11 protein-coding genes and 1 pseudogene are annotated in these 12,934 nt (G+C 74.5%); 9 read left to right on the top strand and 3 right to left on the bottom strand.

The annotated features are described in order from the left end of the window. From ABEB16_RS08170 to ABEB16_RS08140, 7 genes are all read left to right on the top strand, one after another. A partial coding sequence (locus tag ABEB16_RS08170) for a serine hydrolase domain-containing protein (RefSeq protein ID WP_345711767.1) occupies positions 1–539 on the top strand: 539 nt, incomplete at its 5' end. 91 nt (positions 540–630) lie between these two features. Next, complete coding sequence (locus ABEB16_RS08165; RefSeq protein WP_345711766.1) at positions 631–1,284, top strand: GntR family transcriptional regulator; 654 nt, start codon at positions 631–633, stop codon at positions 1,282–1,284. Between the two features lie 181 nt (positions 1,285–1,465). Beyond that, positions 1,466–2,296: an ABC transporter permease gene (locus ABEB16_RS08160; RefSeq protein ID WP_345711765.1), complete on the top strand. Its 831-nt coding sequence runs from the start codon at positions 1,466–1,468 to the stop codon at positions 2,294–2,296. Between the two features lies 1 nt (position 2,297). Next, the gene (locus ABEB16_RS08155) at positions 2,298–3,083 is read left to right on the top strand and encodes an ABC transporter permease (RefSeq protein ID WP_345711764.1); all 786 of its coding nucleotides are present in this window, start codon (positions 2,298–2,300) and stop codon (positions 3,081–3,083) included. A 2-nt stretch (positions 3,084–3,085) separates the two neighbouring features. After that, positions 3,086–3,970 carry an ABC transporter ATP-binding protein gene (locus ABEB16_RS08150; RefSeq protein WP_345711763.1) on the top strand — a complete coding sequence of 295 codons (885 nt, stop codon included), beginning with the start codon at positions 3,086–3,088 and terminating at the stop codon, positions 3,968–3,970. A 50-nt stretch (positions 3,971–4,020) separates the two neighbouring features. Further along, on the top strand, positions 4,021–4,986 hold the full coding sequence (locus ABEB16_RS08145; RefSeq protein WP_345711762.1) for an ABC transporter substrate-binding protein: 966 nt from the start codon (positions 4,021–4,023) through the stop codon (positions 4,984–4,986). A gap of 267 nt (positions 4,987–5,253) precedes the next feature. Next, positions 5,254–8,376 (top strand): EAL domain-containing protein, encoded by a 3,123-nt coding sequence (locus ABEB16_RS08140; protein ID WP_345711761.1) that lies wholly within the window; start codon positions 5,254–5,256, stop codon positions 8,374–8,376. Positions 8,377–8,404: 28 nt separating this feature from the next. Here the strand turns inward: ABEB16_RS08140 and ABEB16_RS08135 are convergent, their stop codons facing one another. Then, positions 8,405–9,763 carry an MFS transporter gene (locus tag ABEB16_RS08135; RefSeq protein WP_345711760.1) on the bottom strand — a complete coding sequence of 453 codons (1,359 nt, stop codon included), beginning with the start codon at positions 9,761–9,763 and terminating at the stop codon, positions 8,405–8,407. Positions 9,764–9,813: 50 nt separating this feature from the next. Continuing rightward, positions 9,814–10,734 carry an amidohydrolase family protein gene (locus tag ABEB16_RS08130; RefSeq protein ID WP_345711759.1) on the bottom strand — a complete coding sequence of 307 codons (921 nt, stop codon included), beginning with the start codon at positions 10,732–10,734 and terminating at the stop codon, positions 9,814–9,816. A gap of 134 nt (positions 10,735–10,868) precedes the next feature. On the opposite strand from ABEB16_RS08130, the gene ABEB16_RS08125 reads away from it, so the two are divergent. Then, entirely contained in the window at positions 10,869–11,600 is a 732-nt protein-coding gene (locus ABEB16_RS08125; RefSeq protein ID WP_345711758.1) for a glutamine amidotransferase, read from the top strand. 15 nt (positions 11,601–11,615) lie between these two features. Here the strand turns inward: ABEB16_RS08125 and ABEB16_RS08120 are convergent, their stop codons facing one another. After that, entirely contained in the window at positions 11,616–12,593 is a 978-nt protein-coding gene (locus ABEB16_RS08120; protein ID WP_345711757.1) for an epimerase, read from the bottom strand. Between the two features lie 18 nt (positions 12,594–12,611). Here ABEB16_RS08120 and ABEB16_RS08115 point away from each other — a divergent pair. Next, a pseudogene (locus ABEB16_RS08115) lies at positions 12,612–12,934 on the top strand (AlkA N-terminal domain-containing protein); the annotation flags it as partial.

The raw sequence follows: 12,934 nt of genomic DNA, 5'->3' as shown, positions 1-12,934 counted from the left end.
CCAACTACCTCGTGGCGGGGATGCTCGTGGAGGCGCTGACCTCCCGCACCTGGGCGCAGGAGGTCACCGACCGCATCGTGCGCCCGCTCCGGCTGCGCGCGACCTCGGTGCCCGGTGACGACCCGGCGCTGCCGCCGCCGCACGCCCACGGCTACGCCCGCATCGGCGGCCAGGTCGTGAACGTCACCCGCTACGACACGAGCGCGGCCGGGGCGGCCGGTGCGATCACCTCGACGACGGCCGACCTGGACCGGTTCCTCGACGCCCTGCTCGACGGCAGGCTGCTGCCGCCCGCGCAGCTGGCGCAGATGCAGCGCCTGACGGCGGCGTCCCCGGGGTACGGGCTGGGGTTGATGCGGGTGGAGCTGCCCTGCGGTGAGGTGGTGTGGGGCCACGACGGCGGGATCCACGGGTACGCCAGCCTGGCGCTGAGCACGCCGGACACCCGGGAGCGGCTGGTGCTGTCGATGAGCACGGCCCCCGACCCGGGGGAGCTGCGCGGGTACGCCGAGCTGGTGGGGGAGGCCTTCTGCGACTGACGCCGGGGCCCGTGCGGGTCGTCGTCACCGGCGGATGTTGACGATCCTGTGAACGGTTCCTACGGTCGGGTGGACCCGACGAGGAGCCAGCATGAGCAGCAGCGCGACAGGTACGGCCGGCGGCCAGCAGGCGGCGCGGTCGTACCTGCGCGAGGCGATCACCCGCGGCGAGCTGGCCCCCGGCCACCGCCTCGTGGAGACCGACCTCGTGGACCTCATCGGCGTCTCCCGGGGCGCGGTGCGCCTGGCCCTCGACGCGCTCACCGCCGAGGGGCTCGTCGAGCGGGTGCCCCACCGCGGGGCCCGGGTGCGCCGGGTGTCGACGGCCGAGGCCGTGGCGATCACCGAGTGCCGGATGGCGCTGGAGGGGCTGCTGGCCGCCAGGGCCGCCCAGCGCGCCGGGGACGAGCAGGTCGCGGCCCTGCGGGAGCAGCTGGAGCGGATGCGCCGGGCGGTGGCGGCCGGGGAGCTGATGCGGTACTCGGACCTCGTCCAGGAGCTGTACGAGCTGATCCGGGCCTGCGCCGCGCAGCCGGTGGCCGGTGCGCTCGTGGAGCGGCTGCGGGCGCAGATCGTGCGCCACCAGTTCCGGCTGTCGCTGCGCCCGGGGCGGCCGCAGGTCTCCCTCGCCGGCCTCACCGCGGTCGTCGAGGCGATCGCGGAGCGCAACCCGGACGCCGCCGAGGCCGCCGTCCGGGCGCACCTGGCGGGTGTCGCCGCCGCGCTGCGCGAGCCGAACGGGTGATGTCGGCGGGATCGTCAACAATCTTCTCGACAGTCCTTGCGGCCCCCCTCGAGGCGGAGCTACGGTCGCAGGCACAGGGCGAGACCTCACGTGCTCACCGGTCGAGGGGCACGGGCGCCCGTCGGCCACGAGGTGACCACGTCGAGCGGCGTCTCCCCTCCCGACCTCGAGGAGCTCGCCGATGAGCATCGACGCGCGCACCGCGCGCCCGGCGCCGGCCCCCGTGCGCAGAGCGCGGGGACTGCCGGACTGGTCGCCGGGGGTGCTCGGCCTGGTGGGGTTCGCGCTGGTCCTGGAACTGCTGCCGCGGACCGGGCTGGTCGCCGAGCGCTTCTTCCCGCCGTTCAGCGCGATGGTCACCGCCCTGGTCCGGGCCATGGGCACCGCGGAGTTCTGGGACGCGACGGGGCAGACCGTGCGGGCGTGGGCCACCGGCCTGGCGATCGCCGTGGCGCTGGGGATCGGGCTGGGCCTGCTGCTGGGCAGCGTCGAGGTCGTCCGCCGCGCCACCGCCTCCACGGTCGAGTTCCTCCGGCCGGTGCCCTCGGTGGCGCTCATCCCGCTGGCCGTCCTGGTGTTCGGCACCACGAGCATCCGCTCCACGCTGCTGCTCGTCGTCTACGCCTCCTTCTGGCAGATCCTCATCCAGGTGGTCTACGGCGTGCAGGACGTCGACCCGGTGGCGCGCGAGACCGCGCGCTCCTACCAGCTCGGCCGCTGGGCCCGGGTGCGCCACGTGGTCTGGCCGACCGCGCTGCCGTACGTGCTCACCGGGGTGCGCCTGGGTGCGGCGGTCGCCCTCATCCTCGCCGTCACCGCCGGCCTGGTCGGCATCGGCCACGGGCTCGGCTGGCTGATCGGCAGCGCGCAGTCGGGCAACGACGTGCCGCTGGTGTACGGGCTCGTGCTCTTCACCGGCCTGCTCGGCGTCCTCATCAACCTGCTGGCCCGTGCGCTGGAACGGCGGGCGCTCCCGTGGCACTCGTCGGTCCGCGCGGACATCGGAGGCTGACGTGCACCGGTTCCTGCGCGCCGGGCGCGCGCTCGTCCTCGCCCTCGCCCTGCCGGTCGTGCTGGTCGCCGCGTGGTGGTCGTGGTCGGCGCACAGCGGCAGCTACTACTTCCCGCCGCTGTCGACCATCCTGTCGACCTTCGGCTCCACGTGGTTCTCCGACCGCCTCGGCGCCGACGTGCTGCCGAGCGTCACCCGCCTGGTGGTCGGCTACCTGCTCGCCGTCGTGCTCGGCGTCGGGCTCGGCGTCCTGCTCGGGACCAACCGGCTGCTGCGCCGGACCGCCGAGCCGGTGCTGGAGTTCTTCCGGGCCATCCCGCCCCCGGTCCTCATCCCGGTGCTCTTCCTGTTCGCCGGCATCGGTGACACGGCCAAGGTCGTCGTCATCGTCTCCGGTGCGGTCTGGCCCGTCCTGCTCAACGCGGTCGAGGGCGTGCGCGCGGTGGACGAGGTCCTGTCGGACACCTCGCGGTCCTACGGGATCACCGGGTGGGCGCGGCTGCGGCACCTCGTGCTGCCCGCGGCGAGCCCCCAGATCGTCGCCGGCATGCGCCAGGCCCTGTCGATCTCGATCATCCTGATGGTCATCAGCGAGATGTTCGCCAGCTCCAACGGCCTGGGCTTCGCCATCATCCAGTTCCAGCGCAGCTTCGCGATCCCCGACATGTGGAGCGGCATCATCCTGCTGGGCCTGCTCGGGTTCGCGTTCTCCCTGCTGTTCCAGCTCTTCGAGCGGCGCAGCCTCCGCTGGTACCACGGCCTGCGCCGTTCGCAACGAGGGGACTAGGAATGTCCGATCTGCCCACCACCGACCAGCACCGCGAGCGCGACGTGCTGCTCGACGTCCGGGGCGTCCGGAAGATCTACAGCGGTCACGGCCGCACGGTGGAGGCCGTGCGCGACCTGACCTTCTCGGTGGGGCGCGGTGAGCTGGTGTGCATCGTCGGCCCCTCCGGGGCGGGCAAGACCACGCTGCTCAAGTGCATCGCCGGCCTGCTGGAGCCGACGTCGGGCCAGGTGGTGCTCGACGGCCGCGCGGTGACGCGGCCCCCGGAGTCCATGGCCGTGGTGTTCCAGGAGTACGGCCGCAGCCTCTACGCCTGGAAGACCGTCGAGCAGAACGTCGAGCTACCGCTGCGGCACAAGGTGAAGGACGGCCGGCGCCGCCGGGAGCTGGTGCACGAGGCGCTGGCGGCCGTGGGCCTGGCCGACGCGCACGCCGCCTACCCGTGGCAGCTGTCCGGCGGCATGCAGCAGCGGGTCGCCATCGCCCGCGCGGTGGCCTACCAGCCGCAGGTGCTGCTCATGGACGAGCCGTTCGCCGCGGTGGACGCCCAGACCCGGGCGGACCTGGAGGACCTGGTGCGCTCCCTCTGGCGGCAGCTGGGGGTGACCGTCCTCTTCGTCACCCACGACATCGACGAGTCGGTGTACCTGGGGCAGCGGGTGCTCATCCTGTCCTCCTCCCCGACGGTCGTCATGGAGGACCTGACCATCGACCTGCCGGGGGAGCGCACCCAGCTGGAGACGCGGTCGAGCCGGCGCTTCGCCGAGCTGCGCCACCACGTCTACGAGCAGATCCAGCTCGCCAAGCACCGGCGGGGTTCGGACGCGCCCGCGACACCGCCGTCCTCGGCAGGCGCCCCGCAGGCGTCGCGCGCCGAGGCCCGCTAGGCGCCACCGCCCCCGACCGCACCACCACCCCATCGAGCGAAGGAGCTCCCATGCGTCGCCTGACGCCCATCGCCGCATTCCCGCTGGTCGTCCTGCTCGCCGCCTGCGGGTCGTCCGACCCCGGCTCGACGGCCTCCGGGTCCGACGGCCCCGTCCCGGTGACGGTCGCGGTCATCCCGATCGTCGACGTCGCGCCGATCTACCTCGGCGAGCAGCAGGGGTTCTTCGAGGAGCACGGCATCGACCTGACGCTGGAGCAGCAGTCCGGCGGTGCGGCGGCCGTGCCCGGCGTGGTCGCCGGCGACTTCCAGTTCGCCTTCGGCAACGTCTCCTCCGTGGTCCTCGCCGGTGCGCAGGACCTGCCGCTGCGGATGGTCGCCGAGGGCGCCTCGTCCACGGGCGACCCGAGCACCGACTTCGGCGGCGTCGTCGTGGCCGCCGACAGCCCCATCACCTCGCCGGCGGACCTGGCGGGCAAGACGGTGGCCATCAACAACCTGAAGAACATCAACGAGATCACGGTCCGGGCCATGGTGGAGAAGGCCGGCGGGGACCCGGCGTCGGTGAAGTTCGTGGAGCTCGGCTTCCCCGACATGCCCGCGGCGATCGCCGGCGGCAAGGTGGACGCCGCGCAGGTGGTCGAGCCGTTCCTGACCGCCACGACCAGCCAGGGTGACCGGCTGCTGGGCGACAACTACACCGACGCGGTGGACGACCTCACGGTCGCCGCGTACTTCACCAGCGAGCAGTACCTCGCGGAGAACGCCGACGTGGTCGACGACTTCCGCGCCGCGATCGAGGAGTCGCTGCAGTACGCGCAGGAGCACCCGGACGAGGTCCGGGCGATCGTCCCGACCTACACCAAGATCACCGCGGAGGTCGCGCAGCAGATCAAGCTGCCGGCGTGGCCGCAGGAGATCAACGTCGACTCGGTGCAGGCCGTCGCGGAGCTGATGCAGAAGTACGGCATCACGAGCGAGGCGGTCGACGTCGAGGAGCTGCTGGCGACCAGCTGAGGTGCCCGGGGGCCGGTGACGCCGGCCCCCGCCACCCACCACCCCGCCACCTCGCCACCGTGACGTCTCCGGTGGCGAGGTGGCGGGGTGCGCTGCGCAGGGACACCCCGTGTCGGCGTCGTCGACGCTGCGTCAGGCGACTGGGCCGGACGGGCGGGTGGGCGGCGTGCGGGATCGTTCCGGCACGCGCGGGTGCCGGTACGCATCTCCCGCAACCGTCTCCGTCCCCCTACCCTGACGCCCGTGCGGGCACCGGCCGGAAAAACCGTGAGAGCGCGCTCACGGCTGCGCCTGGCGTGCCTGACGAGCAGCCTGCAGACCTGTCACCAGGAGTCCTGGCTGGGCGTCGTCGAGGAGGCCGCCCGCCTCGACGTGGACCTGCTCACCGTCGTCGGCCGCGAGTTCGGCGACCCCCGCGGCCTCGCCGCGCAGGCCAACGTCGTCTACGACCTGCTCGACCCCGCGGCCTTCGACGGCTTCCTCGTCTGGACGACCAAGCTCGGCCTGCACGGCGGCGGGCACGGGCTGGCCGCGCTGGCCGCCCGCCTCGCCGGGCGCCCCGTCGTCAGCGGCGAGGCCTCCCTCGGCGACGCCCCCCGGGTGTCCTTCGGCGAGGAGACCGGCAGCGCCGAGCTGGTCCGCCACCTCGTCGGGGTCCACGGCAAGCGGCGCGTGGCGTACCTGCGCGGCCCCGCCACCCACCTCGGCGGCCGGCTCCGGCTGCGCGGCTACCTGCAGGCGCTGCGGGAGGCGGGGATCGAGCCGGACCCGGCGCTCGTCAGCCCGCCGCTGGGCTCCTTCCACCCCCTCGACGCCGGCATGGACGTCGTCGTGCGCATGCTGACCTCCGGGCGGCCCCCGGACGCCGTGGTGGCCGCCAACGACGGCCTCGCGGTCGGGGTCGTCTCCGCCTGCCTGCGGCTGGGGCTGCGGGTCCCGGAGGACGTCGCGGTCGTCGGGTTCGACGACTACACCACCCTGGAGCACTTCGACATCGGCGCCACCGACGGCGCCGGCGACGGCGCCGGCACCCTCCACGTCGGTGCGGCCAGCCTGGCGCTGACCACCGTCCGGGTGCCGTTCCGCGCCGTGGGGGAACGGGCCGTGCGCACCCTCGTCGACCTCGTCGCCGGCCGGGCGGTGCCCTCGGAGGCGCTGCTGCCCTGCGAGCTCGTCGTGCGCCGCTCCTGCGGCTGCCCACCGGTCGTGCCCCAGCTGACCACCGCCGACGACGAGACCGTCGCCGCCGCGCTGCGCGCCACCACCGGGCGCAAGCACGTCGCCCCCGACGAGGCGGACTGGGCCAAGGACCTCGTCGCCGGGCTGCGCGCCGCGGTCGCCGACGAGGGCCGGCACCTGCTCGCCGTCGCCGAGCGGCTGTTCCGCTACAGCATCAACCTCGGCGAGGGCCTCGACCCCTGGGGGGAGGTGCTGGGGGTGCTGCGCTCGGCCGCGCAGGACGACGGGGCCGCCGCCCGCGCCGTCGTCGACGTCGAGCAGTGCTGGCTGTACCTGCGCCGCCTCGTCGAGCGGCAGGCCGACGTCGTGCGCGACGTCGGCCAGGAGCTGCTGTCCGCCAGCGCCCAGCAGCGCTGCCTGCCCGCGCTCGTGGAGCAGCTGCCGCGCCTGGGCATCGACACCTGCTACGTCGCCGCCTACGGCGATCCGGGCGGCCCGCCCGGCGCGTGGGAACCCGGCCGGCTGCCCGCCGCCGGGGCACGGCTGCTGCTGGCCCACGAGCGCGGCCGCACCGCACCCGCCGGGCCCGCCGACGCGGGCTTCCCCGCCGCGGAGCTGCTGCCCCCCGGGCGGTGGGAGGGGCTGGCCGGCCGCAGCGCCGTGCTGCTGCCGCTGCACGTGACGGACCGGCACCTCGGCTACGTCGTGCTCGCGCTCGGGCCGCGCTCGGGCGCGGTCTACGAGTCCGTGGCGCACCAGCTCGCCACCGGCCTGCACACCAGCCTGCTGCTGGAGGAGCAAGAGCGGGCCCGCGACGACCTGGAGCGGCGGGTGGCCGAGCGCACCGCGGAACTGGCCCGCGCCAACGGTGAACTGCTCGCGCAGGTCGCCGAGCGGGTGCGCGCCGAGCAGGCGCTGGCGCACCAGGCGACGCACGACACCCTCACCGAGCTGCCCAACCGGCGGCTGCTGCACGAGCAGCTCGGCATCGCCGCGGCGCGCCCGGGCCGGCGCGGCCGGTCGGTCGCGGTGCTGTTCTGCGACCTGGACAACTTCAAGTGGATCAACGACCACCTCGGGCACGCCGCCGGCGACGACCTGCTGCGGTTGTTCGCGCAGCAGCTGCGCCGCGCCACCGGCCCCCACGACGTCATCGCCCGCTTCGGTGGCGACGAGTTCGTCGTCGTGGCCTCCGACCTGGCGGGCCCGGCCGAGGTCGCCCGCCTCGCCGAGCGGGTGCTCGCCGGCTGCGTGGGCACCTACCGCATCAAGGGCCGGGACGTGTTCGTCAACGTCTCCATCGGCGCCACCGTCGCCGTCGCGGGGGAGACCTCCGCCGACCAGCTGCTCAGCGAGGCCGACTCCGCGCTGCACCTGGCCAAGCGCCGCGGCCGCGGCGTGGTGGCGATGTTCGACTCCAGCCTGCAGGACGAGATCGGCCGCCGCGTCGCCGTGGAGAGCGGCCTGCACGACGCGCTGCGCCACGACGCCCTGGAACTGCTCTACCAGCCCAAGATCGACCTCGGCACCGGCCGCACGGTGGCGGTGGAGGCGCTGCTGCGCTGGCGGCACCCCTCGCGCGGGCTGGTGGCGCCGGCGGACTTCCTCGACATCGCCGAGGAGTCCGGGCTCGTCGTCGACATCGGCACCTGGGTGCTGCGCCGGGCGTGCCGGGAGGCCCGGCAGTGGCAGCGCGCCGGCGCGGGCGGCCCCGTGGTGCAGGTGAACCTCGCCGCCCGGCAGCTGTCCGACCCCCGGCTGCTGGAACACGTCGACGCCGCCCTCGACGACAGCGGCCTGGACCCGCGCCTGCTCGGCGTGGAGGTCACCGAGAGCCGGCTGCTGGCGGACGTGGCCCGCACCGGCACCGTGCTGGCCGACCTCGCCGACCGCGGCGTCCACGTCTCCCTCGACGACTTCGGCACCGGGTACTCCTCGCTGAGCTGGCTGCAGCAGCTGCCCGTCCACGAGGTGAAGCTGGACCGCAGCTTCATCGCCGACATCGTCGCCAACGAGCACGACCAGCGGATCGTGCGCTCCGTCATCGACCTCGCGCACGTGCTCGACCTCGTCGTCGTCGGCGAGGGCATCGAGACGCCGGCGCAGCGGCACCTGCTCGCCTCGGCGGGCTGCGACTTCGGGCAGGGTTTCCACCTCGGCCGGCCGGTGCCGCGCGCCGTGCTGCAGGAACGGCTCCTCGCGGGGCGCTGAGGCCGCGGCCCCGGCGCCCCGCGCGGCCTCAGCTCCGCACGGCCGGGTCCGGGGCCGCCGCGGCTTCCAGCCGCGCCCGCCGGGTGCGGGGCCCGAACACCGCCAGCGTCAGCGCCCCCACCACCCAGGTGCCGGCGATGAAGTAGAAGACGCTCTCGTAGCCGCTGCGGGTGTAGAGGGCCGCGATGACGAGCGGGCCGACGGCGTTGGACAGCCGTCCCAGGCCGTAGGACATGCCGGTGCCCAGGGAGCGACCGCGCGTGTCGAACAGCTCGGGGGAGTAGGCGTAGGCCAGGGCGGTGTAGCCGCGCTCGAAGAGGTTCACCAGGAAGCCGAACACGACGATGAGCACCGGGTTGAACGTCAGGCCGTAGAGCAGGCCGCAGATCGCGATGGTCGTGCCGAAGGCGACCAGGCACCACTTGCGCTCGAAGCGGTCGGTGACCAGCGAGGCGAGGAAGGAACCCAGCGGTGCGCCGACGGTGGTCAGCGCGACGTAGAAGATGGACTTCTCGACGCTGAGGCCCTCCTGCGCCAGCAGGGTGGGGGCCCAGCTGGAGTAGCCGAAGAACCCGATGGTCTGCGTCACCCACAGCACCGTGAGCAGCGCGGTCGGGGCGAGGTAGCGGCGCTGCAGCAGCAGGCTCAGCGGCGCCTTCGCGTGCGGCGCGGTGGCGACGGGCGGTGCCGGGGCGGGCAGCGGGCCCTTCTCGGCCTCGACCTGCGCCTCGATCCGGCTCAGCACCGCGTCGGCCTCCGCGTAGCGGCCCTTGTTCTCGTACCAGCGGGGGGACTCCTGCAGGTGGCGGGTGAAGAGGACGAACAGCACCCCGAGGGAACCCCACAGGTACACCAGCCGCCACGACCAGTCCGAGATCGGCACGACCGCGCTCGCGATGAGGTTCGTGACCGGGGTGCCGCAGATGCCGATGACGATGGCGTACGCCTGGTACTTGCCGCGCACGGCCGCCGGGTACAGCTCGTTGACGTAGATGACCGCCACGACGGTCATGGCGGACAGCCCCGCCGAGGTGAGGACGCGGAAGACGCCCAGGGAGACGACGTCCCAGGAGAACACGGCCGCGAACGAGAAGACGGCGAACCACAGCGTGGTGGCGGTCAGCGCCCGCTTGCGGCCCCAGCGGTCGGCGAGGCCGCTGGCGACGAGGGAGCCGAAGAACATGCCGACGAACGACAGCGACGTGACGTAGGCGATCTGGCTGACCGTCACGCCCCACAGGTCGACCAGCTTGGGGACGGTGGTGGCGAACGTGTTGATGTCGGCGAACTCGAAGAAATACGCGAAGGAGACGGCCACCAGGGTGACCTTGTGGAACCGGGAGACCGGCAGGCGGTCGATCCGGTTGGCGGCGTTGGAGTGCTGCACGGGCAAACCCCTCGGGGATCGTGGGTGCGGGACGCGCGCGGCCGGCCGGCTCAGGCGTCCTCGCCGGGCCAGTAGAGCCGCATCGGGTTGGCCACCAGCAGCGCGTGCTGCTGCTCGGCGGTGACGGCCACGTGCGGCACGTGGTCGACCAGGAGGCCGTCGTCGGGCACGTGGTCGGTGAGGTTGGGGTGGGGCCAGTCGGTGCCCCAGAGCACCCGGTCGCCGAACTCCTCGACGACGCGGCGGGCGAAGGGCACGACGTCGGTGTACGCGTGCCGCTCGCCGTCCAGGGCGGGTGGTCCCGCGACGCTGAGCCGCTCCGGGCAGCTCACCTTGACCCACACGTCGTGGCGGTCCACGAACCGCAGGAACCGGCCGAACCCCGGCCCGCCGACCGGCTGGGTCACGTCGGGGCGGCCCATGTGGTCCACGACCAGCGGCACGGGCAGGGCGCCGAGGAACCCCTCCAGGCCGGGCAGGTCGGATTCCTCGAAGTAGACGACGACGTGCCAGCCCAGGGGGGCGATGCGCCGGGCGATGGTGGCCAGCTCGTCCTGCGGCGAGGTGTCGACCAGGCGCTTGAGGAAGTTGAACCGCACGCCGCGCACGCCCGCCGCGTCCAGCTCGCGCAGCTCGGCGTCGGTGACGTCCGGGCGCACCGTGGCGATGCCGCGCGCCCGGCCGCCGGCGGCCCGGACGGCGTCGACCATCGCGCTGTTGTCCGCGCCGTGGCAGGTGGCCTGCACGATCACGTTGCGGCTGACGCCGAGGTGGTCCCGCAGCGCGAACAGCTGCGCCTTGCCCGCATCGCACGGGGTGTACTTGCGCTCGGGGGCGTAGGGGAACTCGTCCCCGGGGCCGAAGACGTGGCAGTGGGCGTCCACGCTGCCCGGTGGGAGCGCGAAGCGGGGTCTCGCCGGGTCGGGGTGCCAGTCCAGCCAGCCCGGGGTCTTGGCGAACGCGGTGCTCACGGGTGCTCCCGTCGTTGGGGCCTCGGTCCGCACCACCGTAGTCGTCGACACGATTGTTCACAATATGTTCGGGTGTCGCGGCCCCGGTACCCGCGACCGAGCTTCGCGCGGCGGGCGCGACTACCGTGCGCGGGGTGAGGCCGTTCCTGCTCCTCGCCACCCGCGCCGACGACGACGTCGCCGACGCCGAGCACGCCGCGGTGCTGCGCTACGGCGGGCTGCGGCCCGGGGAGCTGGTCCGCGTCCGCCTGGAGCGCGAGCCGATGCCCGAGGTCGACCTCGACGCCCTGTCCGGCGTCGTCGTCGGCGGCAGCCCCTTCTGCACCTCCGACCCGGAGGAGACCAAGTCCGACGTGCAGCGCCGCGTCGAGCGGGAGCTGGCCGCGCTGCTGGACCGCGTCGTCGCCGCCGACGCCCCTTTCCTCGGCGCCTGCTACGGCATCGGCACCCTCGGTGTGCACCAGGGCGGCGTCGTGGACCGCACCCACGCCGAGCCCATCGCCGCGGTGCCCGTCACCCTCACCGCCGCCGGCCGCGCCGACCCCCTCCTCGGTGCCCTGCCCGACGTGTTCGACGCCTTCGTCGGGCACAAGGAGGCGTTGCGGGTCCCGCCGCCGCACGCGGTGGTGTTGGCCTCATCGCCCGCCTGCCCCGTCCAGGCGTTCCGGGTGGGGCGCAACTGCTACGCGACGCAGTTCCACCCCGAGCTGGACGTCGAGGGGATCCTCGGGCGCGTCCGCGTCTACCGGCGGGCCGGGTACTTCCCGCCGGAGGAGTACGAGGAGGTCGTCGCGCGGCTGCGCCGCGCCCGGGTCGAGGTGCCGCCGCTGCTGCTGCGGGGGTTCGTCGAGCGCTACCGGCGCTGACGGGCGGTGGGCCGGTCAGGCCCGCTGCCGGAGCCGTCGCGCCTGCGCGGCCAGGTCCACCGCCGCCTCCGCCCAGGTGGGGTGCGCGAACGCGAAACCCGCCTCCAGCAGCCGGCCGGGGACCACCCGGCGGCTCTTCAGCAGCAGTTCGGTGTCGGTGCGCAGCGCGAACGCCCCGACCTCGGCCATCAGCCGCGTGGCGGGCAGGCCGAGGCGCCGCCCCCACGCGCGGCGCAGCGACCGCATCAGCTCCCGCTGCGGCACCGGGTCGGGGGCGGCGACGATGAACGGCCCGTCGAGGTCGTCCCGCTCCAGCAGGAACTCCACGACCCGCACGAAGTCCTCGCCGTGGATCCAGGAGACGTGCTGCCCGCCGCCGGCCACGGGCCCGCCCAGGCCGAGCCGGGCCATCCCCGACAGGTAGTCGAAGACCCCGCCGCGGTCGGGGGTCATCACCATCGCGGTGCGCAGCGCGACGCGGCGGGTGGTGGGGACGTCGGCCTCGGCCTGCGCCCGCTCCCAGCGGCGGGCGATGCGGACGCTGTACTCCCAGTACAGCGGCACGCCCGGTTCCTCACCCCCCAGGACGCCGTTCGCCTCGTCGTGGGGCAGGTCGTCGCCGCGGCTGCGGGCGTCGGCGTAGATGGTGGCGGTGCTCATCTGCAGCCACACCCGCGGCGGCCGCGCGGCCCGGGCGATCGCCGCGCCCACCGCGCGGGTGGAGTCGACGCGGGAGTCCATCATCTGGCGCAGGTTCGCGTCGGTGTAGCGGCAGCTGACCGTGCGGCCGGCCAGGTTCACGACCGCGTCGGCGCCGTCGACCTCGGCCCCCCACGGCCCGGGGGTCCGGCCGTCCCAGACGACGTGCCGGACACCGTCCTCCAGCCGCTGCGGCCGGCGGCTCAGGACCGTGACCTCGTCGCCGCGCGCCGCCAGCGCCCGCCGCAGCACGCCACCGACCTGGCCGGTCCCCCCGGGGATCACGATCCTCATCCGCGGAGCGTAGGGCCCCGCCTCCGGCGGCCGGGTGTCCGGCACAGTGCCCCCGTGCCCGTCGCGCTGGAGCTCGACCTGCCCTTCCGCCCGCCGCTGCTGCCCGACAGCCTCTTCGGGCACCTGGCGGCCACCGCGGTGCCCGGCGTGGAGGAGTGGCGCGACGGCGCCTACCGCCGCACGCTGCGCCTGCCCGGCGGACCGGGGATCGTCACGCTGCGCCCCGGGCCGGGAGCGGTCGGCTGCCGGCTGCTGCTCACCGACGCCCGCGACGCCGACGCCGCCGTGGCGCGCTGCCGCTTCCTGCTCGACCTGGACACCGACCCCGCCGCCGTCGTCGC

It is taken from the genome of Kineococcus glutinatus (assembly GCF_039542765.1).
Taxonomy (GTDB): domain Bacteria; phylum Actinomycetota; class Actinomycetes; order Actinomycetales; family Kineococcaceae; genus Kineococcus_A; species Kineococcus_A glutinatus.
Note: the sequence above shows the minus strand (reverse complement) of the source record. Positions and strands in the feature narration are given on the sequence as shown.

What these genes read in the sequence shown, in the direction of transcription:
- ABEB16_RS08165 (WP_345711766.1), top strand. Translation starts at nt 631, where the DNA reads ATGAGCAGCAGCGCGACAGGTACGGCCGGCGGCCAGCAGGCGGCGCGG.
- ABEB16_RS08160 (WP_345711765.1), top strand. Translation starts at nt 1,466, where the DNA reads ATGAGCATCGACGCGCGCACCGCGCGCCCGGCGCCGGCCCCCGTGCGC.
- ABEB16_RS08150 (WP_345711763.1), top strand. Translation starts at nt 3,086, where the DNA reads ATGTCCGATCTGCCCACCACCGACCAGCACCGCGAGCGCGACGTGCTG.
- ABEB16_RS08145 (WP_345711762.1), top strand. Translation starts at nt 4,021, where the DNA reads ATGCGTCGCCTGACGCCCATCGCCGCATTCCCGCTGGTCGTCCTGCTC.
- ABEB16_RS08120 (WP_345711757.1), bottom strand. Translation starts at nt 12,593, where the DNA reads ATGAGGATCGTGATCCCCGGGGGGACCGGCCAGGTCGGTGGCGTGCTG.